The following is a 20,950-nucleotide window of genomic DNA, read 5'->3' on the forward strand; positions in this document are numbered from 1 at the left end:
CACGTCCCGTGGCGGCGAGGGTCGTCAGACGGATGCCGTGACCGACCGGGATGCGCGCAACGGCGGCCTACCGGCATCCACTCGCTGCGTGCTCGGCGTGCCGCCCCGGTGATCTACTTCCGCCCCACCCGCCGCTCGACGAGCTTGCGCGCGACGTCCATGAAGCTCGGCGCGTACTTCGCCCACTCCTGGTCGAGCTTGCGCACGTCGATCTTGCCGGTGTGCAGCAGCTCGCAGATCTTGAGCCAGCTCTCGCCCGTCGCTGCCGTCAGCGCCGCGGCCACGGCCGCGTTCACGACGATCCCCGCGCCCGGGATGAGCTTGAGGAAGCTCGTCGCGAGCGCTCGCCCGGCCACCTGCACGCCGAACTGCGCGAGGGCCCCCGCCGAGAGCATCGTCTTGACCTCGAGGTCGTAGATGGCGGCGATGCGTCCCATCATCGTCAGCTGGATCGGCGCCAGCGTGACAGCATCCGACACAGGAAGCGGAACGGATGCCGCCCCCGCGGCCGCTGCGGACGCCGCGGCGATGATCGGCCGCGCCATCTCCCTCTTCCACGGGAGGTTGAGTCGCTGTGCGATGCGAAAGGCGTCCTTGTCGCGGTCGGGGGCGAGTTCGAGGGTCTCCGTGACAAGGTCACCGAGGCCGTGCCCCTTCCCCTTCCCGTGCCGGTCGCGGGTGGAGGTGAGGATGACCTGTCGGTACGGGATGCGGATGCGCTCGCCCGTCGACGGGTCGATGGGGTCGTTGAGCCAGTCGACGAACGCCTGCAGGTCCTTCGCGACGCCCTGGTGCCCGGTGATCGGGTTCTTGATCCAGTCGACCTTCGTCAGCACGAGGATCACCGGCAGCCCTCGCGCGTCGAGCTCGCGGATCATGGCGATGTCGGCCGGAGTGAGACGGTCGTCGGCGGCCCGCACGCAGTACCAGACGACGGGGATCTGATGGTTGCCGGGGTGGGCGGCGATGGCATCCAGGTGGTTGCGCAGCTGCTGATCCGGCGGAACGGGCGAGCCGATCTCGAACCCCTCGACGTCCCAGATGCCGAGCGAGTCGTCGCTGTAGAAGTGCACGCCCCGCGTGACGGGGAGCCCCCGCCCGACCTTCGCCCAGTCGCGCCCGAACACCGCGTTGACCAGCGACGACTTGCCGACGCCCGAGGCACCGACGATCGCGAGGTTGAACCGGCCGTACCGCGACTTCGCCTCCGACGTCGCCTCGACGAAGGCTTTCTCGTCGAGCTGACGCGCGTCGGTGTTCTTCTTCGCCATGGTCTCGCCTCCCCGAACGTCGGCCTCAGGATGCCGCGACTCGCGCCGCGGGTGAGGTTGTGTCGAATCTACGGGGCGTCGGCACAGCGAAGAGTTTTCTTGGTACCCGTTGCGTGGAGCGCCAGTTCGCCTATCGGCGCGACCGCCGCCGGTCCTCGAGTACCTAGCCAAGGCGCTGCTACCACGCCACATCCACCCGGTTTGACTAGTCGCGCGCATTTACTAAGAGAAAGCCCGGTGCGGCGCCGAAAGCTCTGCCGCAGTGTTCTTGATCACCTCCGCGGTAAGTTTCGTCAGGTCACGGAGGCGCTGCAGCAGCGCCCGTGCATCCTGGACATCCACGAACGTCGGGTGCGACTGCCAGGTGAACTGGCCCTCGCCTGCGACAACGAAGTTCTGGTAGCTGCCTTTCCCAGTCGGATGAGCGCGAGCGCTCAGCTCGTCGTACATCGCCTTAAACCCGGGCAGATGCTTTTCGGCCTGCGAGATGATGCGACCCACTTTGATTGAGTGCCTCGCACCAGGTTGCAATTTGTCGATGTCTTGCGGATGCGCCTGGATATAGAAGACGACAGCCAGATTTTCCGCGAACGAACGAAGCAGAGTGGCCGCGGCGAGAGGATTTCCCGATTCGATCATCGTGGCGGCACCCAACGAGAAGGCTTGCGATCGCTCGATGAAGCTCAAGAACGGCAGGTGCGCCATCGTCAGTTGACCGCTCGGGCCGAATATCCCGGTGAGCCCCCTGACCATCGCTCGCGATTCAGACCGGGCTAGCGCGATTTCGTCAGCTATCGGAGCGGGATCGAACAAACCGCTTCCGGACTTCGCCATCCCGAGATAATAGCCCGCTGTCCATGTCGACGCCTCGCGACACACAGCTTGCGTCACGGCTGCCGTCGCACCCCCACCCACCCGTCCCCCTCCCGCACGAACACGATCCGGTCGTGCAACCGCGACGGACGCCCCTGCCAGAATTCGATCTCGCGCGGCTCCACCCGATACCCGCCCCAGTGCGGCGGACGCGGCACGGGCTGGTCGTCGCCGAAGCGGGCCGACACCTCGGCCATCTGCTCCTCGAGCGCGGCACGGGATGCCACGGGCTCCGACTGGTGGCTCGCCCAGGCCGACAGCTGAGATCCGCGCGGCCGCGACGCGAAATAGGCGTCGTCCCGCTCGGCGGGCAGCGGCGTGGCCGTGCCGAGCACGATCACCTGCCGCTGCAGCGCGTACCAGGGGAACAGGATCGACACCGCCGGGTTCCCCGCCAGCGCCTGCCCCTTCCGCGATTCCCGGTTCGTGAAGAACCACAGCGCACCGTCGTCGTCGACCCCGCGCAGCAGTACGGTCCGCGAGGTCGGCCGGTGCTCGGCATCCACCGTCGAGACGACCATCGCGTTCGGTTCGGGGAGGTCCGCGGCATCCTGCAGCCACCGCTTGAAGAGCGCGAGGGGGGATGCCGTCAGCGCGGCGTCGTTGAGCTCGTCGAGCGTGTAGTCGAGGCGGTGGGCGAGGGGGTTCTCGGTCATCGCGCGGTCCTCCGAAGCGTCGCTGGGGGCACCATCGTATGCGCGCGGAGTCCGGCCGCGGACCGATCTCCGCGCGGGACGATTCGCGCTCGGATGCGTGCGCGAGTCGTTCCGCAAGAGACGGCTGTGCGAGGTCGTCGGAATCAGAGCCCGGCGATCCCCGCCGACCGCACGACGAAGTACACGAGCGTCGCCACCACGGCCGCCACGAGCACCACCGCTGTCCAGAACATCGCGATGCGCAGGCGGCGGGTCTGGGCGGATTCGCCCGGACGGTTCCAGGGCGCGCGCGCCATCACTGTCCTGCTCCGACTGGTGCGATCCCGGTCGACATCAGCATCCGTTCCCCCCGCGCTGCTCCATGGACGAAAGGCCACGCTAGCCAGCCCCACGTGTGGATGCCAGCACCTGGCGGCAGCCGACGTCAACCCGCCGCTGCACAGATGTGCATCCCGTGGAATAGGTCGTCGCCGCGCTCCGTTACGTTCGCGTGGCCCTGTGACCCCCACGAAAGGACTCCCGTGAGCCTGTTCAGCCCCACCACCGTCGGCAGCATCGGCGTGCGCAACCGCGTGTCGCTCGCCCCCATGACGCGCCTGCGCGCGAGCGCCGACGGCGTTCCCGGACCGATCGTCGCGAAGTACTACGAGCAGCGCGCCGGCATCGGACTCCTCGTCACCGAGGGTGTGTTCCCGAGCGCCGAGTCGAAGGCGTACCCCGGCCAGCCCGGAATCGTCACCGACGAGCAGGCCGCCGGCTGGGCGAGGGTCGCGGATGCCGTGCACGCCGAAGGCGGAGTGGTGTTCATGCAGCTCATGAACGGCGGACGCGTCACCCACACCGACATCACCGGCACCGACCGCATCGTCGCCCCCTCGGCGATCGCGATCGAGGGCGACACCCGCCTCGCCGACGGGTCGAAGGTCGCCTACCCCGTGCCCCACGCCCTCGAGACCGAGGAGCTCGCCACCGTCCGCGACGAGTTCGTGAAGGCCGCCCGTCGGGCCGTGGATGCCGGCATCGACGGCGTCGAGCTGCACTCGGCCAACGGCTACCTGCTGCACGAGTTCCTCTCCCCCGCCTCCAACCAGCGCACCGACGGCTACGGCGGATCGCCCGAGGCCCGCGCCCGCTTCGTCATCGAGGTCGCCCAGGCCGTCGTCGCCGAGGTCGGCGCCGACCGCGTCGGCATCCGCATCTCCCCCGCCCACAACATCCAGGACGTCTGGGAGAAGGACGACGCCGAAACCCGCGCCACCTACGAGGCCCTCATCGGCGGCCTCGCCCCGCTGGGCCTCGCCTACCTGAGCGTGCTGCACGCCGACCCCGCGAGCGACCTCATCCAGGACCTCCGCCGCGCCTTCGGTGGCACCTTCATCGTGAACTCCGGCTTCTCGAAGATGACCACGCGCGACGAGGCCATCACCGCCGTCGACGACGGCATCGCCGACCTGATCGCCGTCGGCCGCCCCGCCATCGCCAACCCCGACCTGGTGACGCGCTGGGAGCAGAACGCCGACGAGAACGAGGTCGACCAGGCCTCTGTCTACGGGCCGGATGAGCGCGGGTACACGGACTACCCGTTCCTTCAGGCGTAATCCGTCTGTGGTGGGGCCTCGCGCGGTTCGCTCGCGCGGGGCCCTTTCCTATAGGGCGGGCCGGTAGCGCTGCAAGACAGCACCCGAGCGGAACTCCCGCCGCTCCACCACCTCGAGCTTGAGGTCGACGCCGTCGAGCAGCCGCGGCCCTCGCCCCGCGACCACGGGGTGCACGACGAACGTGTACTCGTCGATGAGCCCGTGCGCCGCGAGCGTCGCCGGGAGTTGTACGCCGCCGAGCGAGATCCCCCTTCCCTGTTGCTCCTTGAGCCACCGGACCGCGTCAACGACGTCGCCCCGTACGAGTTCGGCGTTCCAGTCGACTGCGCCGACGGTTCCGGATGCCACGACCTTGCGCATCGGATCCATCACCTCCGCGAACGCGACCTCACTGGCATCCATCCAGTCCGGCCACTCCCCCGACCCCGGTCGACGCCACGCCCCCTCCATCAGCTCATAGGTGACGCGGCCGTAGAGGAGGGTGTCGGAACGGCGGAGCTCGTCGGTCCAGAACGCCATGGACTCGGTGTCCGGCGGCAGGCCCGCCTCGTGTGAGCAGCAGCCGTCCAGGGTGACGTTGATCGCGTAACGCAGCGGCTGAGTCATGTCGGATCCTCTCAACGAGACGCGCTCCCTCGCACTTCTGCCTTCATCGTCTCCGCACCGACGACATCCGTCCACCGCTTCCCTGCTGAGATCCGCCACCTACTCAGGCGCAGCGATAACTTTCGCCAGCCGAGCCATCTCGGCCTCAAGATCGTCGAGGCCTCCGGCGAGGCTCACCGCATGCACGTGAACGTCGACTCGTGCCGAGGGAATGCGAATGATCTGAGAGACCACGTCGCCCGAAACGTAGATGAGGTGCGCGGTTCGCACGTTCAGAGCGAGCGCGTAAGCGACCATCTGGTAGACGTCACCGCTGGGCGGACCACCGCTCCCATCAGTGAGCACCTTGTACTTCGTGTCGGCCACGCTCGTCGGCATGTCGGTCTCGACGACCATGTCCGGGCGAAGAGCCACCACGCGCTGCGTGTCCAGCCACCATCTTCTGTCCTGCGGGGTGACCCGCAGACCTTTCAGCTCGAGGAGGGCGCGCAAACGTTCAGCCACGAACGACTCGAACACGGTCGCCATATTTAGCAGGAATGTCCCGCCCCGCCGAACGCCTTCACGATGCGTCCATGAGACCGCCTCGAGGATCAGCCGGGCGAGCATGAGAGCGGGCCCGAGGTGCTCATTCAGTCTCGTGATCACGACAGTCGGCAGCGGCATTCCGCGCGGCACGAGACCCGTCTCCAAGAAGTTCATTTCAAGCTGCAAGCGAATCGACTCGACGCCGCGCGAGAGATCCACTGCTCGAAGCGCACGAATGGCGGTATGCAGGATGCGATTGGCTGGCACATCGTCACTGAAATGGTCGTAGTCGATCTCGAGAGGTAGTGGCAGCCCCGGACGGACGGCTAGTTGTCGCGACACATCCCACCGACCCCGCATGACCGAGGCGGACTCGTGCGTCTCTTCGTAACCCTTCACCAGACCTCGACGCGTGGCACGTTGCACCTCCAAAAGGAATGCGCGGGCGAGAGCCGCGGGGAAGGCTCGCTCCCCGTCGTGATCCACGAGGTGTTGTCCGACGCTAATGTGCCGACGCCCTGAGGACGCCATGTAGACGAGATTCTCGAGGGGCGTTTTGGGCACGACGTGCAGCACCGTTTCACCCACCACCGCGGTGCCAACCCGCGTCACGTCCGAGACGCGCCAAAGTCCGGCCTGCGTTGTCGGGCTCACACGACAGAACCGCATCTCCTGCAGTTCCATCGCCTCGCCGAGCGTGAGCTCGACGAGGCTCTCACCCTTCTCGGTGATGAAGGCGCGCGGACGTGATTCGCTCACCTACCCGAGGACTCCTGGACGCCGCTTTCCTGCTCGGGTGGTTGCGCCACCGGGGGAGTGACCTTCTCAAGCAGAACCTCCAGCGAGAACGTCGCGTGTACATCGACAGCACTCCCGAGATGACGCTCCTCGAGCAACGGCATCAGGTTCTCCGTCCAAATCGCATCGAGGGCCTGCCGACTCAGATCTTCGGTGCGCAGCAGGTGACTGGGGCCGATGCGGTCCTCCCGGTCGCGAATGCGCGAATTGAGCTCGGCGAAAAGGGCGGAGATATCAACGGACTGCGGGTGCGCGGCCGTCCACCGATCCAGAATGCCGGCCACCGGCGGAACGTCTGGGTGGAGCTCGAAGAACGAGAAGCGCCGACGCATCGCCGAGTCCAGGAGCGCAATCGAACGATCGGCCGTGTTCATCGTGCCGATGATCACGACGTTCGGCGGAAGCGAGAACGTGTCTCCGCCGTCCGTCCCCGATCCGGCGTAGAGCAAATCGATCGGTTCGTCCCGGTACTCGAGGAGGTAGTAGAGCTCGCCGAAGACTTTCGAAAGGTTCGCGCGATTGATCTCGTCAATCATCAGGACGTGCGTCACATCGGGATCACGCCGAGCTGCATCTGAGATGCGGCGCAGAGGCCCCTGCGTCAGTTCGAAAACCAGCTGACCGTCTTTCTCGCGCGGCCGGTAGCCGGCGAAGAAGTCTTCGTACGTGTATGAGGGATGGAACTGAATTCGTCGAGCCGCATCGGGTTTGGTGGTGAGCGCCTCCGTGATCGCTTTGGCGACGAAGGTCTTACCCGTTCCCGGCGGCCCGTAGAGGATGATTTGGCCCCGTCGATACAAGGCATCGATCACGCGAGCAATCCAACCCTCGTCGAGCTTGAGACGTTCGCTCAACGCTGCGGTGTCGATATCGGCTGGGCGGAAGCCGCGTGGGTCGACCTCCTCTACGACTGGTTCTACGGGGACCGGATCGATCACCGGGTCCGGCACATCCAGCCACTGCTCCCGCAGTGGCGTCCGATAGAAATCGATCGGCTTCTGTTTCTTCACCTGAAGTGCGATGGCGATGCGCTGGAGGTCCGCATCGGCGTCGGAGGAGAAGCTCCCCCCGATCTCGCCGATGAATGCTTCGCGAACGCGCCGGCGGTGATCAGCCGAGACAATGGGGCCAAAGAAGCCGGGATGGACGAGATAGAGCAACGACCACCGCTGGGTCGGGAAACCGTCGCCGTCCAGCCCCAAGACGAATTCCCGCCAGCGGAGCGGATCCGCCAGCGTCGATTCTTGTTCATCAGCGTCGAGCTCGACCCACGCTTTCGCCAGGTTGATGATGATCGTGACCGCGTGATTGACATTGGTGAGCATGCCGGATCCGGGGTGGAATGACCCACCGCCGAACGCCTCGTCGAAAAGCGTCGGGATCGACACCTTATGCTGCATGAGCGCGAGAACTGCCTCGACCTTGGCCGTCTTCTTGGCGTGGCCGATGGCCGTTGAAATGGGGAGAATTTGCAGCGCCACCACCTCCGCCATCAGCAATTTGACGTCGTCGCTCTCGTCAGCGAGCTGTAGCGCGACGTTCTCGACGAAGTTCTTGCCCTCGACCTTTTCGCTCGTCGTCCACACCGTGTGCAGGCGCTGAACCGTCTCCAGCGACCACACCTCGCGGCCCGGACTGAAGACGGATTCGCCGGCCTGCAGCGACCTTTCTACCCACACGCGCGCAGCCTCGAGCAGCTTGCGCTGAGCATTGTCGGTCGACACCCACGTCGTCGGGAGGGCCGCGGTGACCGCCGACTGCAACTCAATGCGCCCTGCCGCGTATCGTCGCGTCGCCTCCGCGTGCAACTCGTCGCCCGCGAACCCACGCAGCGCCTGTCTGCCGGCGTCAGTGATTGCCCACTGCCCCGACCCGTCGGGGTGCTTGCGCAGCCACCCGGCGGCAGCGAGATCCGCGCTGGACCACCGCCAATCGCTCTCCCCGCGGGGGCGGCCCTTTCGCACAAGCTCGGCCTCGTGATCTGAGAACGGAACGCGCTCCTGCGTTGCGGCCCACACCTCGGCGAGAGGCAGGAATTGCTCGCCGACGGTGTTCTCATCGAGGTACTCCAGCGACGCTCGAGCACGAGCCGCTCGTCGGACATTCTGATCTGCGGCCACGCTGCTCCCTTGCCTGAACGATGAACGATCCCATTCATCGTGGGCGGTATCCCCCGCCCCAGCCTTTCACGAGCCCGCCGTTTCGAGCGAGCACGACAGCTCAGCGCAGGATCGAGCGCACCCGCTTCGTCATCAAGGTCACCAGGCCGTCGTCGCCGAGGTCAGCGCCGACCGCGTCGGCATCCACATCTCCCCCGCCCACAACATCCAGGACGTCTGGGAGAAGAACGACGCCGAAACCCGCGCCACCTACGAGGCCCTACTCGGGCTTTCGAAGGTCACCACACGCGAAGAAGCGGTGTCGATCGTGGAGGACGACATCGCCGACATGATCGCCGTCGGCCGCCCCGCGACCGCCAACCCCGACCTGGTCACGCGCTGGGAGCAGGGCGCCGAGGAGAACGAGGTCGACCAGGCCTAGGTTTATTGGTCGAGCCGCTCGCGGCTTCGGCGTGGAGTGCGGGGTTCGGGATGTTGACGGATTGGTTTGGGGTGACTTGGAGTGTGTCGAACGTTGGCATTTGACGCCGGTCCTGGGCAGAGCGACGCAATCCCCGGTAAGGCTGAACTCCTACCCCCAGCGCGGATAGGGGAAACGAACCCCGTCGAGCTATCGATACACCTTTGCGTCTGGCCCCTCCCGCACCCCCGGAGTACCCTCCCCACCATGAGCCCAGCCACCCTCTTTCTCCACGCCGATGCCGCGCTGCGCGGGGTCATCGACCAGCTCGATCCCGCTGACCTCTCCGCCCCCGTGCCGAAGGAGTGGAGCCAGCTCGAGTCGCCCACACTGCTCGGCATCCTCGGGCGACATGCGTACGACGAAGCCTGGATCCCCGACGTCATCGCCGGTCGCGCGGCAGTCGACGGCGACCCGTACGCCGACGTCGATCGGCTCGGCGATGATCCGATCGCGTCCTACGACGCGCTCAACGACACGGCGACGGCAGCCGTGCGGTCGGGCGACATCGCCGAGACCTTCCGTTTCACCTACGGCGACTACCCGGCGGCGGAAGGTTTCGCGCACCTCGCGACCTACCGCGCGTTCCAGGCCTACTCGATCGCGAAGCATTTCGGCATCCCGTTCCACCTCTCCCCCGAGCTGATCTCCGGATTCAATGAGGACGTCACCCCGCACGCCGACGAGTGGCGGCAGTGGGGCGTCTTCCCGCCGGCCATCGAGTCGCCCGCGGATTCCGACGATGAGACGCGGCTGCTCTGCACGCTGGGGTTCTGGGTGAACTGAGCGCCGCCACGACGACGGTTCAGCTGCGCGGACGACGTAGCCGCGACCGCACGTAGGCGACATGGGCCGGCGTCAGCGGATCCCACGACGTGTGGCGAACATGGTCGGGAAAGCCTCGCCGGAGGGTGCGTCGAATCGCCCTACCCCCGTCGTCACGACCGAGTTCTCCACTCAGCGCGGCGATCGTCGTCGGGCCCCCGACGTCACTCTCGACGGGCTGCTCGACAGCTGCCGGGGCGGATGCGGGCGTCCGGATCGTACGGTTGGCGACACGATTCCAGATGCCATGCGTGCGCAGCAACGCGACGACCGCGGTTTCCACTGCCAACGCTGACGCCGCGGTCTCGCACGGAGTCCAACGAACCTCGACGTCCAGTCGCCGAATCGCGTCAATCGCCCAGCTCGATGCCCTCGCGGGCTGACCGTCCCTGACGTTCGCGAGACGCTCCTCGATGAACTCGGCATCCGCCAGTGCCTGATTGAGCGCCGCCTCGCCGAAACCGCTCACCGCGCCTTTGCCGCGTCGGTAGATCGAGAGCCGCCCCCGGATACCCTTGCCGCGACGCTCCCCCGCCATTCCGACGTAGACGACCAGACCGTCCCGAAGGCGCATCTGATAGACGCCCGGAGCGGTGGGGGCGCCCGCCGCCACCTCGAAGAAGGGCCGCCAATCCGACCACTGGGCGAGCTCGTCGACAACGGCGTACGCGGCGTCCCGCTCAGTACTCACCGCTTCATCCTGATTCAGCGAGGCCAACCGGCGCGATTGGACCCACCCATGAATTCACGCTGGTGCCAGAACCTGAGGGAAGGTCAGTCCACGTGCGAAGGCGCAGGGTTCTCGGTCAGGTTCAACTGCGGGCCGTCGATGTCAATCAGGTTTCCGATCCGCAGACCCGACGGCTGCGTCGCCACGAGGTGAATGCCGAGCGCCATATCGGCGAACCTGCCGGCTGAAGAGTCCAACTGCCGGAAGGCTCAGCCCAGCCTGACTTCCACCTCACGCACGCTCAACCTCCGCAAGCACCGCATCAATGACCTCGAGCCCCCGCCGCGCCTCGTCGTCGGTCACCACGCACGGCGGCACCACGTGGATGCGGTTGTCGGCGATGAAGGGCAGCAGGCCGCGGCTCAGCAGGGCGGCTTTGATGGCGCCCATCGTCGCGGGCGTGACGGGGGTGCGGGTCTCGCGGTCGGAGACGAGTTCGATCGCCCAGAACACGCCGCTGCCGCGCACTTCACCGACGATCTCGTGGCGCTCGGCGAGCTCGGCGAGACGCGGGCCGATGACCTCGGCGCCGATGCGCTTGGCGTTGTCGACGATGCCCTCCTCGCGCATCGCGCCGAGGGCGGCGACGATGCTCGCCGCGGCGAGCGGGTGACCCGAGTACGTCAGACCCCCGGGGAACACCGTGTCGTCGAAGTGGTGGGCGATGGCATCCGAGATGATCACGCCGCCCACCGGCACGTACCCGGAGTTGACGCCCTTGGCGAAGGTGATGAGGTCGGGCGTGACGTCGTGCGCGTGGAATGCGAACCACTCCCCCGTGCGGCCGAAGCCGGCCATGACCTCGTCGAGGATCATGACGATGCCGTACCGGTCGCAGATCTCGCGCACGCCGGCGAGGTAGCCCTTCGGCGGCGTCATGATGCCCGCCGTGCCGGGCACGGTCTCGAGCAGGATCGCCGCGATCGTCGAGGCACCCTCGGCCTGGATGACGCGCTCGAGGTGGTGCAGCGCGCGGGCGCACTCCTCCTCTTCAGTGGTCGCCCAGAACTCCGAGCGGTAGAGGTAGGGGCCGAACACGTGCACGTGACCGCGCGCGTACTCGTTGGGGATGCGGCGCCAGTCGCCCGTCGCGACGATCGCCGCTCCGGTGTTGCCGTGGTACGAGCGGTAGCGCGAGATGACCTTGTCGCGACCGGTGACCAGGCGCGCCATGCGGATCGCGTTCTCGTTGGCATCCGCCCCGCCGTTGGTGAAGAAGACCTTCTCGAAGCCCTCGGGCGCGAGCTCGCAGATCATCTCCGCCGCGCGGGCGCGCGTCGCGTTGGCGTGCGCGGGGGCCACGGTGGTGAGCAGCTCGGCCTGCTCGCGGATCGCCGCGACGACCTTGGGGTGCTGATGACCGATGTTGACGTTCACGAGCTGGCTCGAGAAGTCGAGGTACTCGTTGCCCTCGGCGTCCCACACGACCGACCCGGACCCCGAGACGATCGGCATCGGCGCGAGCGCCCCTTGCGCCGACCACGAGTGGAAGACGCGGCTGCGGTCGGCCTGCGAGATGTCGGCGTTACTGCGAGAGGTGAGGGGGTCGGCGACGAACGTCATGGGTCCTCCGGTGATCGGATGCGGTTGCCTCCATCATCGCGACGCGAGTGCGAACATGGGATGCCGGTATGTCGTTCGCAGGACCGCTTCTTCGACCATCCGGCATCCCGAACCGCATCCCGAGAGGAAGGCCCCGCGTGCCCGCCGACCTGCGTTCCCTCATGGCCGAGCCGTCGTTCCGGCTGACGCCCCTGGCCGCCGCCGACGACGCCGCCCTCGACGCGCCCCTGCGGTGGGCGCACAACTCCGACCTCCCCGACCCCACCCCCTGGCTCGAACCCGGCGGTCTGCTGCTCACCGACGGCGCCCCGTTCCTCCCGCCGCACAATGCCCCGGTCGACGACTACGTCGAGCGCCTCGTCGCCCTCGGCGTGCGCGCCCTGGGCGTCTCGGTCGGCATCCTTCTCGAGCGGGTGCCGCCCGAGCTGGTCACCGCGTGCGATCGGCTCGGGATGCCGCTGATCGAGGTCTCGCGCCAGACGCCCTTCATGGGCCTGATCAAGGCCGTCTCCGACGCGACCGCGGCCGACGAGCGGGCACGCCTGGAACGCTCGCTGCTCGCGCAACGCCGGGTCGCGCGCGCCGCGCTCCGACCCGACGGGCTCAGCGCCATCCTGCGCGAACTCGAACGCGCCCTGGAGACCTGGGTCGCCCTCTTCGACGCCTCCGGTGCCCTCGTGCTCGTCCCCGAGACCACGGGGATCCCCGCCGCGCTCGACGAGCCGGTGCGCGAAGCGGTCGCCGCCGCCCTCGCCGGACGACGCGCCGCCGCCGCCCGCGTGAGCCTCGGCGGAGTGGGCGAGGTCACCCTGCAGACCCTCGGGCAGCACGGCACCCTCCGCGGCGTGCTGGCCGTCGGCATCTCGAACGGCCCCTTCGATCGCGCCCGCCAAGATCTCGTCGACAGCGTCATCGCGCTCGCGAGCATCTCGCTCGAGCAGAGCAGCACCCTCGACAGCGCGCGTCGACGCCTGCGCAGCGGCATCCTGGAGCTCCTCGCCGCCGGCGACACCGACGTCGCCGGCGACACGGTCAAGCACCTCTGGGGTCGGCTCCCTCCGGCCCCGCTCCGCGTCGCCCGGCTCGACGTGCGCGATTCGGAGCAGACCCTCGACTCCCACCCGCTGATTCCCGCCCTCGAGGTGCTCGCCGAGAAGCGGCCCGGAGCGCTCTTCTTCGCGCAGCAGGGCGACCACGTCGTCGCGGTGTACACCGACGGCGACGACGCGGGACTGTTCGCCGCCGCGGCCCCTCATCGCCCGACGGGAGGCGTGTCGTCGCGCGTGGGCTGGGACCAGATCGCCGCGGCGCTCGGCGAAGCACGGCGGGCGCAGGAGCGGGCGTCGGCCCGACAGCCCATCGTCTTCTTCGACGAGCTCGCCGGATCGGGCATCCTCGGCCACCTCGAGCAGACGCGCGCCCACGACGTCGCGCGCCGCATGCTGCTCCCCCTCGACGACGACCCCGAGCTGCGGCGCATGCTGGAGGTCTGGCTCGAGCACAACGGCTCGTGGGGAACGGCGGCGGGGGCCCTCGGCATCCATCGCCACACCCTGCGGCACCGCGTCGACGGGGCGGCGCACCGCCTCGGTCTCGACCTCGACACCTTCGGGGGACGCTCCGAGCTCTGGAACGCCCTGCGCCTCACGGCGGAGTGACGGATGCCGCGGCCGTTCACTCGGACACCCTCGCGCGTGAGGGGTCAAGATCTGTCGCTCTGGCGCGTCCCAGGCGACGAATTCTGACCCCTCACCCGGGAGGAGAGGGAGCTCAGCTGTTCTGCGGGAAGCCCAGGTTGATGCCGCCGTGGGTGGCGGGGTCGAGCCAGCGGCTCGTGACGGCCTTCTCGCGCGTGAAGAAGTCGAAGCCGTGCACGCCGTAGGCCTTCGCGTCGCCGAAGAGCGACTTCTTCCACCCACCGAACGAGTGGTAGGCCACGGGGACGGGGATGGGCACGTTGATGCCGATCATGCCGACCTGCACTTCGCTCTGGAACCGCCGCGCGGCTCCCCCGTCGTTGGTGAAGATCGCGGTGCCGTTGCCGAATTCACCGCTGTTGATGAGGTCGAGACCCTCTTCGTACGACGAGACGCGCACGATCGAGAGGACGGGTCCGAAGATCTCCTCCGTGTAGGCGCGCGAGGTCGTGGGCATGCCGTCGATGAGGGTCGGTCCGAAGAAGAAGCCGTCCTCGTGCCCGTCGACCGTGAAGCCGCGGCCGTCGACGACGATCTTCGCCCCGTCGGCCTCGGCGATGTCGACGTACGACGACACTTTGTCGCGGTGCACGTCGGTGATGAGCGGACCCATGTCGGGCTCCGCGCCGTCGGTCCCGGCGCCGTTGCCGATGCGGAGCTTCGCGATGCGCTCGCTGATCTTCGCGACGAGGTCGTCGGCGACGGGCTCGACGGCGAGCACGACGCTGATGGCCATGCAGCGCTCGCCCGCCGCTCCGTACCCGGCGTTGACGGCCGAGTCGGCCACGAGGTCGAGGTCGGCATCCGGAAGGACGAGCATGTGGTTCTTCGCGCCACCCAGCGCCTGCACGCGCTTGCCGTGTTTCGAGGCGGTCTCGTAGATGTACTGCGCGATGGGCGTCGAGCCCACGAACGAGATGGACTGCACGACGGGGCTGGTCAGCAGACCGTCGACGGCGAGCTTGTCGCCCTGCAGCACGGTGAAGGCACCGTCGGGGAGACCGGCTTCCTTCCAGAGCTTCGCGATCCACAGCGCCGCGGACGGGTCCTTCTCGCTCGGCTTGAGCACGACCGCGTTGCCGGCGGCCAGCGCGATCGGGACGAACCACAGCGGCACCATCACGGGGAAGTTGAACGGCGAGATGACCCCGACCACGCCGAGCGGCTGCTTGAGGGAGTAGACGTCGACACCGGTGGAGGCGTTCTCGCTGTACGCGCCCTTGATGAGGTGCGGGAAACCGGTCGCGAGCTCGACGACCTCTTGGCCGCGCAGGATCTCGCCCATCGCGTCGGAGACGACCTTGCCGTGCTCGCTGGTGACGAGGCGGGCGAGCTCGGGTTTGCGGGCGTTCAGCAGCTCACGGAACGCGAACAGCACCGACTGCCGCTTCGCGATCGAGTACTGCGACCACTCGCGGAAGCCGCGCTCCGCCGAGGCGATGGCCTCGTCGATCTCGGCCTGGTCGGCCAGAGCGACCTCCGCTTGGACGGCGCCGGTGGCGGGGTTGTACACGGGCGCGGTGCGTCCCGAGGTCGAGGGGCGCTCCGCGCCATCGATCCAGTGCGAAACCACCGCGACGTCGACGAGCGACTCACTGACCATGCTGTTCTCCTCCGTTCGGCGCCGGCGGGCGCAAGGGAGACAGTACGTCGGCGTCGCATGCGGGTGGTCTGCCGAGAGGTCGATTCGTCGTGGTGCGGATCGACAGATCGGCAGGATCCGGCCGATTGGCCGCCCATTCGCGGAAGGCCGCAGCCACGCCAGAGGCGGATGCAGTTCTGACGCCCGCGCAGGTCGCCTCGGTATTGGGGGTGAAAACCTTGCTCTGCAGGTGGCGCGGGGTCCTCCGAAGAGGGGACAGACCGCGCGGAGCCACAGCCGATAGCGTGACGCCCGGGGAGAGCCGAACGAGAGTCACACCAAGGAAGGGTTTGACACGTGAAGGCTCCACAAAGGGCACGCCGCCTTGCGATCGTCGGCGCGTTGGGCATCGCAACGATCATCCTGGCAACGGTTGCACCGCTACCTGCAGTAGCCGACGACAGAACGGATTCAGCGTTCGATCTCATCCGAGACGCGGCCCCCGATGTCGCCTCGGGCGCCCATGATGACGCCGTCCAGACTCCCGACGGCCTCGTTTATGACGTCGATTCTGGCGCCGTAACTACCCCTCTCGAGCCGTCCGAGCCCGTGAAGATGACCATTGACGGAGTGGACTACGCGGTTGCACTGCCGGTGAGCGCCGACGCGGTTCTGGCCTCAGATGACCCGCTGGCGCCGACCTTCGACAACAACAATGGGTCGTCGACCTCTGTGGTCGTCAAGGATGACCACCTCACGTTCGCATCCATCCTTGAGGACGTGAGTGCACCGAGCCACTACTCCTACGACTACTCGCAGATGGGGGAACTCCGACAGGACCTCGTAGACGGCGCAGTGTCGGTCTGGCGGGACGGCGTCATGATCAGTTCGCTCTACGACCCTTGGGCGGTCGACGCGACTGGAACCTCCGTTCCTACTCACTACGTGGTCGATGGCTCGACTCTCACGCAGGTCGTCGACCACACCGCGCGAGAGTACGTGTACCCCATCGTTGCGGACCCGACTCAGACCCTCCCGGGCAGCAACTCCTACTACTCGAAGATCGTCCTGAATATCAATTCAGGCGCGGGGACGACGACCGTGTCGGTCTACCCGAAATCGGGAGTCAACTGGCAGCGAGTGCCGCGATCCACAGGGATCCAGGCATACGACGACATCGTTCCCTCAACCTACGAGGCTCGGAAGTACCACGATCAGCTCGTCTGTCACTGGATGAACGCGGGAAACCAGAAGACCCCGTGGAACCTCGACTCTTGGCGTCCGGACGTCGGGTACGACGCAACAGTCGCCGCGAAATGCAACCCCTGAGGCGGGAGAGTCACGTGCTGAGCAAACCGATCTTCGCCGGCGTCGCTCTGATCGTCGGTGTCGTCCTGGTTTGGTGGGGCGGCTCGACCATCTACGCGGATGCGGTCGCAGCAGACCTCCAAGGCACACGAGGCGAACTGACGCCGCCACCGCTCCTCGCACTGGCGGTGGGTATCTGCGCTGTCGTGTGGGGCGTATGTGCTCTGGCGTGGCGTCTGGCCAAGGCACTGCACGGCGGCGATCCGTCGACCGAAGAAAGCGTGAACGCGCCCACGCTTCCTGACACTCGCTGACCCCAGGTGCTCCCGGCCTGCGATGAGTCCGGGAGCACCTCAATGCGCGAGAAAGAAGCGCGCGCGACCGACGACGCCCTCCTACGAGTCCGCGTTGCCTGCCTTGACGTCCTCGTCAATCGCTTGATCGGCGTACCAGGTGAACTTGTCAGCGCACCGGCAACAGGCAGATCTCATTCATCGAAGTGCCCTCCTGGGCACCGCGTGGACAATCCCCCGCGAAAGGGGCATTTCAGATGAATCCCTAGAGAGGCCGTGAGCCCCGAGTCACATCCCCGGCGCCATGTCGGCGAAGCGTGAGTAGTGACCCTGGAACGCCACCGTGATCGTGTCGGTCGGACCGTTACGGTGCTTCGCGACGATCAGGTCGGCCTCGCCGGCGCGCGGGGAGTCCTTCTCGTAGGCCGCCTCGCGGTGCAGCAGCACCACCATGTCGGCATCCTGCTCGATCGAGCCCGACTCGCGGAGGTCGGACAGGGCCGGCTTCTTGTCGGCGCGCTGCTCGGCACCACGGTTCAGCTGCGAGAGGGCGATGACGGGAACCTGCAGCTCCTTCGCCATCAGCTTCAGGGCACGCGAGAACTCACTGACCTCCTGCTGGCGCGACTCGACGCGCTTACCGCTCGTGAGCAGCTGCAGGTAGTCGATGACGACCATCTTGAGACCCTCGCGCTGCTTCAGGCGACGGCACTTCGCACGGATCTCGACCAGCGTCATGTTCGGGCTGTCGTCGATGTAGAGGGGAGCGTCGTTGATGCGACCACGGGTGGCGGCGACGGTCGTCCAGTCGCGGGAGTCGAGGGTTCCCTTGCGCATGCTCTGCAGCGGGATGGCCCCCTCGGCGCTCAGCAGACGCATGGCGATCTCGCTGCGCCCCATCTCGAGCGAAAAGAAGATGCACGGGGCGTTCGACTTGATCGCGGCGGCGCGGGCGAAGTCGAGCGCGAGCGTCGACTTACCCATCGCGGGACGCGCGGCGAGCACGATCATCTGACCGGGGTGCAGGCCGTTGGTGAGCTGGTCGAGACCGGCGAAGCCGGTGGGGATGCCGGTCATCGACCCGTCGCGGCCGCGAGCGGCCTCGATCTCGTCGACCGCGGCATCCACCGCCACCGTCAGGGGGATGTAGTCCTCGGCGCTGTCGTCGCCCGAGACGTTGTAGATCTCGGCCTGCGCGCTGTTCACGAGCTCGACCGGGTCGCCCTCGCCGGCGTAACCCATCTGCACGATGCGCGTGCCGGCCTCGACGAGGCGGCGCAGCATGGCGCGCTCCGACACGATCGAGGCGTAGTAGCCGGCGTTGGCCGCCGTGGGCACGATCGAAGTGAGCGTGTGGAGGTAGTCCGCACCCCCGGCGCGCTGCAGCTCGCCGGTCTTGATGAGCTCGTCGGTCACGGCGACGACGTCGGTGGGCTCGCCGTGCGAGTAGAGCGTGAGGATGGCCTCGAAGATCAGCTCGTGCTTCGGCACGTAGAAGTCGGGGCCGCGGAGGGTCTCGATCACATCGGCGACAGCGTCTTTCGACAGCAGCATGCCGCCCAGTGCGCTCTGCTCGGCCAGCATGTCGTGCGGCGGCGTGCGCTCGGGACGCGGTGCTTTTCCGAGACGGTCTTCGGCGATGTCGGCGATGGCCACGTGCTCTCCTTCTGTGCTCGGACGCCCCGTCACCGCCCCACGCGCGCGCGTGAGGGGGATCGGAAACACTGCGGGTGGGACGACCTCGTCAGCATGGAATCAGGGAGTTCCGACATCGACGCGCGCGGCTGGTGAGCGGGATGCCCGACGGGCTGGACCCACGCTAGATACCACGGTCCCCACATGCAAACAGGCCTGTGGATAACTCTGTGGAGAGTTTGCGGGAAACGCCGCCACGTCTGTGCACAACTACTGTGGAGAACTCGGTGGATGGATGCCAATTTGGAGCCGAAAACTAACGTTGATCTGGAAAATCTCTGTCCACAGGTTTCCTGCGTAAAACCTGCGTGAACTTCGCCTTGAAGGTTCTGCGCTAGGGACTCCACATGTGCACAACTCGGGGGATAACTCGCCGGAGCACTACCGATCCGAGCCCCCCGCTGTCAAATCTTTTTTTCCATCCGGCGTGTCGCCCGTCACCGCGCGGCAACCCTCCGACTACTGGGATTTCACCCGGCCTCTTTCGGAGCCGCGACCGCAGGCGTACCGTGGCCCGCGCAGAATCGCCGACGATTCTCTGGGGGTGCATCGATGGATGCCATGGCGAAGCGAGGGGTGTCGCACACGCTGCGACTGCTCCTCCTCGGCGCCTGCGCGGCATTCGCCCTCGCGTTCCTCTCGCTCGCCCTGTCGGTGTCGTCGGCTTCCGCCGATGACGGCAGCGGATCAGGACTCCTCGGAGGCATCGCCTCGACGGTCGATGACGCGACCGACACGGTCGAGAAGGTCGCCCAGCCGATCACCGACGTCGTCGAACCGGTCACCGATCACGTCGCCGACACTGCGGCATCCGTCACCGACACCGTCTCAGAGGCTCTGCCCGAGCCCGTGGCGGCCCCGGTCGCCGAGATCACCGACACGGTGACCGACACCGTCACCGACACGGCCGGCTCCGTCGCCGACACCGTGGACGACGTGACCGGCGGGGCCCTCGACACGGTCGACACCGTCGTCGCCGACACGACGCAGGGCGTCTCCGACGTCATCGACTCCGGGGTCGTCGGCACGATCGTCGAGCCGATCGTCGACACCGTCGAATCGCTCCCGGTGGTCGGACCCGTCGTGGGCGACACGGGCCTCGGCGAGGTCGTCACCGACGTCGGAGACGCCGTCGACGGGACGGTCCCCGTCATCGTGGGCGAGCTGCCCTCGGTCGACCCCGTCGTCCCGGTCGTCCCCGCGCCGTCGTTCCCGGTCGAGCCGGTCGACCTCGGCGGAGACGTCGCTCCCCCGGCCGCGACTCCCGCCGCCGACACCGCGCCCCCGACGCCGGTGAGCGCGTCGGCAACGGCTTCCCCGGCCGCCCCCACCGGTGCGCTCACCGCGCAGGCGCGCGAGACCGCCGCGTTCTTCAGCGCGGCCGCGCACTCCGCACCGTCGGCGCAGGCCGCCGCGGCCCCGGCATCCCCCGTGACTCCCGCCGACGCACCCGCGCCTCTCGGCGCAGACGTCGTCTCGGGTGTTCCGGCCTCGTCATCGGCATCCGGGAGCACTCCGACGGCCGCCACACCCTTCGCAACGCCCGCCGACGCCGTACTCGGCGCCGGGCTGCTGCTGCTCGCTCTCCACCGCGGCGTCGACGACGACCTGCCGGGGAGCCCCGTCTTCGCCACCGACGTCTCTCCTGACTGAGGACGGTCGCGCCGTGCCCCGCACGGCAGACGACCCCGCGCGTTCGCGCACCCTCATTCACACACAGGAGAAACTCTCATGCGCAAGTTCTACTCGCGTGCCCTGCTGGGCGCGCTCGTCGGGGGCGGCTTGGCCGTCCTCGGATGCGGCATCGCCAATGCCGCGGAGACCTCGGGGGCAGACGGTCTGCTCTCGGGCGACCAGGCGGCGATCTCGGTCGACCTGCCCGTCACCGTCGGCGGCAACGCCGTCTCGCTCATCGGAGACAGCCACAGCGAGGATGCCGACACCTCGGCCCCCGCGCCGGATGCCGCCCCGGTGGCCACCACCGACGGCAGCGACGGAGTGGCCTCGGGAAACCAGGGCATCATCTCGATCGATGTGCCCGTCACCGTCGGAGGCAACGCCGTCTCGGTGATCGGCGACAGCCACAGCGAGGATGCCGACACCTCGACGCCCGCGCCCGAGGCGGCGCCGGAGCCCGCTCCGGAGGCCGCTCCCGAGCTGCACATCATGCCGGTGTACGTCGAGGAGACGCCGGGGGCGACCACGGACGGCAACGACAGCGTCGCGGGCGGCAACCAGGTCGTCGCGCCGGTCGAGGTTCCGGTCACGATCGGCGGAAACGCCGTCTCCGTCATCGGCGACAGCCACACCGAAGACGCCACCACCGCCGGCGGCACCACCGGCACCG

At 67.7% G+C, this 20,950-nt stretch carries 20 protein-coding genes and 1 pseudogene; 9 read left to right on the plus strand and 12 right to left on the minus strand.

The features are described from left to right. Window positions 1-113: 113 nt before the first annotated feature. From AB0230_RS15380 to AB0230_RS15395, 4 genes are all read right to left on the minus strand, one after another. Window positions 114-1,271: a GTPase gene (locus tag AB0230_RS15380; protein ID WP_366376682.1), complete on the minus strand. Its 1,158-nt coding sequence runs from the start codon at window positions 1,269-1,271 to the stop codon at window positions 114-116. 222 nt (window positions 1,272-1,493) lie between these two features. Next, window positions 1,494-2,105 (minus strand): hypothetical protein, encoded by a 612-nt coding sequence (locus tag AB0230_RS15385; protein ID WP_366376684.1) that lies wholly within the window; start codon window positions 2,103-2,105, stop codon window positions 1,494-1,496. A gap of 53 nt (window positions 2,106-2,158) precedes the next feature. Then, window positions 2,159-2,800, minus strand: a complete 642-nt coding sequence (gene pdxH, locus AB0230_RS15390; protein ID WP_366376686.1) for a pyridoxamine 5'-phosphate oxidase — start codon at window positions 2,798-2,800, stop codon at window positions 2,159-2,161. A gap of 143 nt (window positions 2,801-2,943) precedes the next feature. Beyond that, window positions 2,944-3,096, minus strand: a complete 153-nt coding sequence (locus AB0230_RS15395) for a hypothetical protein (protein WP_315994184.1) — start codon at window positions 3,094-3,096, stop codon at window positions 2,944-2,946. Between the two features lie 225 nt (window positions 3,097-3,321). Here AB0230_RS15395 and AB0230_RS15400 point away from each other — a divergent pair, with 225 nt between their 5' ends. Continuing rightward, on the plus strand, window positions 3,322-4,398 hold the full coding sequence (locus tag AB0230_RS15400; protein WP_366376689.1) for an alkene reductase: 1,077 nt from the start codon (window positions 3,322-3,324) through the stop codon (window positions 4,396-4,398). A 48-nt stretch (window positions 4,399-4,446) separates the two neighbouring features. On the opposite strand, the gene AB0230_RS15405 is transcribed toward AB0230_RS15400, so the two are convergent. The 3 genes from AB0230_RS15405 to AB0230_RS15415 all read right to left on the minus strand — a co-directional run bounded on the left by AB0230_RS15405 (window position 4,447) and on the right by AB0230_RS15415 (window position 8,450). Continuing rightward, window positions 4,447-5,004, minus strand: a complete 558-nt coding sequence (locus tag AB0230_RS15405; protein ID WP_366376691.1) for a dihydrofolate reductase family protein — start codon at window positions 5,002-5,004, stop codon at window positions 4,447-4,449. A gap of 99 nt (window positions 5,005-5,103) precedes the next feature. After that, entirely contained in the window at window positions 5,104-6,291 is a 1,188-nt protein-coding gene (locus AB0230_RS15410; RefSeq protein ID WP_366376693.1) for a hypothetical protein, read from the minus strand. Then, window positions 6,288-8,450 (minus strand): AAA family ATPase, encoded by a 2,163-nt coding sequence (locus AB0230_RS15415; protein ID WP_363577264.1) that lies wholly within the window; start codon window positions 8,448-8,450, stop codon window positions 6,288-6,290. Before AB0230_RS15415 ends, AB0230_RS15410 begins: the two co-directional genes overlap by 4 nt. Before the next feature lie 298 nt (window positions 8,451-8,748). Between AB0230_RS15415 and AB0230_RS15420 the strand changes: the two genes are divergently transcribed. The 3 genes and pseudogenes from AB0230_RS15420 to AB0230_RS15430 all read left to right on the plus strand — a co-directional run bounded on the left by AB0230_RS15420 (window position 8,749) and on the right by AB0230_RS15430 (window position 9,696). Further along, entirely contained in the window at window positions 8,749-8,871 is a 123-nt protein-coding gene (locus AB0230_RS15420) for a hypothetical protein (RefSeq protein WP_366376695.1), read from the plus strand. Window positions 8,872-8,876: 5 nt separating this feature from the next. Next, window positions 8,877-8,975 (plus strand): annotated as a pseudogene (locus AB0230_RS15425) (VOC family protein); the annotation flags it as partial. Window positions 8,976-9,117: 142 nt separating this feature from the next. Next, window positions 9,118-9,696 (plus strand): hypothetical protein, encoded by a 579-nt coding sequence (locus AB0230_RS15430; RefSeq protein WP_366376697.1) that lies wholly within the window; start codon window positions 9,118-9,120, stop codon window positions 9,694-9,696. A 19-nt stretch (window positions 9,697-9,715) separates the two neighbouring features. On the opposite strand, the gene AB0230_RS15435 is transcribed toward AB0230_RS15430, so the two are convergent. From AB0230_RS15435 to AB0230_RS15445, 3 genes are all read right to left on the minus strand, one after another. Beyond that, window positions 9,716-10,426, minus strand: coding sequence for a hypothetical protein (locus AB0230_RS15435; RefSeq protein ID WP_366376699.1), 711 nt, complete (start codon window positions 10,424-10,426; stop codon window positions 9,716-9,718). An 83-nt stretch (window positions 10,427-10,509) separates the two neighbouring features. Further along, complete coding sequence (locus AB0230_RS15440; RefSeq protein WP_366376701.1) at window positions 10,510-10,662, minus strand: hypothetical protein; 153 nt, start codon at window positions 10,660-10,662, stop codon at window positions 10,510-10,512. Between the two features lie 34 nt (window positions 10,663-10,696). Beyond that, window positions 10,697-12,028 carry an aspartate aminotransferase family protein gene (locus AB0230_RS15445; protein WP_366376703.1) on the minus strand — a complete coding sequence of 444 codons (1,332 nt, stop codon included), beginning with the start codon at window positions 12,026-12,028 and terminating at the stop codon, window positions 10,697-10,699. A 137-nt stretch (window positions 12,029-12,165) separates the two neighbouring features. On the opposite strand from AB0230_RS15445, the gene AB0230_RS15450 reads away from it, so the two are divergent. Then, on the plus strand, window positions 12,166-13,686 hold the full coding sequence (locus AB0230_RS15450) for a PucR family transcriptional regulator ligand-binding domain-containing protein (RefSeq protein ID WP_366376705.1): 1,521 nt from the start codon (window positions 12,166-12,168) through the stop codon (window positions 13,684-13,686). Window positions 13,687-13,798: 112 nt separating this feature from the next. On the opposite strand, the gene AB0230_RS15455 is transcribed toward AB0230_RS15450, so the two are convergent. Further along, window positions 13,799-15,328 (minus strand): CoA-acylating methylmalonate-semialdehyde dehydrogenase, encoded by a 1,530-nt coding sequence (locus AB0230_RS15455; RefSeq protein WP_363577288.1) that lies wholly within the window; start codon window positions 15,326-15,328, stop codon window positions 13,799-13,801. Between the two features lie 336 nt (window positions 15,329-15,664). Between AB0230_RS15455 and AB0230_RS15460 the strand changes: the two genes are divergently transcribed. Continuing rightward, window positions 15,665-16,636 carry a DUF2599 domain-containing protein gene (locus AB0230_RS15460; RefSeq protein WP_315994177.1) on the plus strand — a complete coding sequence of 324 codons (972 nt, stop codon included), beginning with the start codon at window positions 15,665-15,667 and terminating at the stop codon, window positions 16,634-16,636. Between the two features lie 14 nt (window positions 16,637-16,650). Continuing rightward, window positions 16,651-16,929 carry a hypothetical protein gene (locus tag AB0230_RS15465; RefSeq protein ID WP_366376707.1) on the plus strand — a complete coding sequence of 93 codons (279 nt, stop codon included), beginning with the start codon at window positions 16,651-16,653 and terminating at the stop codon, window positions 16,927-16,929. A gap of 267 nt (window positions 16,930-17,196) precedes the next feature. Here AB0230_RS15465 and dnaB read toward each other — a convergent pair whose 3' ends face one another. Further along, a complete protein-coding gene (gene dnaB / locus AB0230_RS15470) occupies window positions 17,197-18,492 on the minus strand; it encodes a replicative DNA helicase (RefSeq protein WP_315994599.1) in 1,296 nt (431 codons plus the stop codon). Between the two features lie 663 nt (window positions 18,493-19,155). Between dnaB and AB0230_RS15475 the strand changes: the two genes are divergently transcribed. Continuing rightward, window positions 19,156-20,256 carry a hypothetical protein gene (locus AB0230_RS15475; protein WP_366376709.1) on the plus strand — a complete coding sequence of 367 codons (1,101 nt, stop codon included), beginning with the start codon at window positions 19,156-19,158 and terminating at the stop codon, window positions 20,254-20,256. Window positions 20,257-20,334: 78 nt separating this feature from the next. Continuing rightward, window positions 20,335-20,950 (plus strand): chaplin family protein (locus AB0230_RS15480; protein ID WP_366376711.1); only part of this gene is annotated, 616 nt, incomplete at its 3' end.

The organism is Microbacterium sp. NPDC089190, assembly GCF_040701795.1.
In the GTDB taxonomy this organism is placed as follows: Bacteria; Actinomycetota; Actinomycetes; order Actinomycetales; family Microbacteriaceae; genus Microbacterium; species Microbacterium galbum.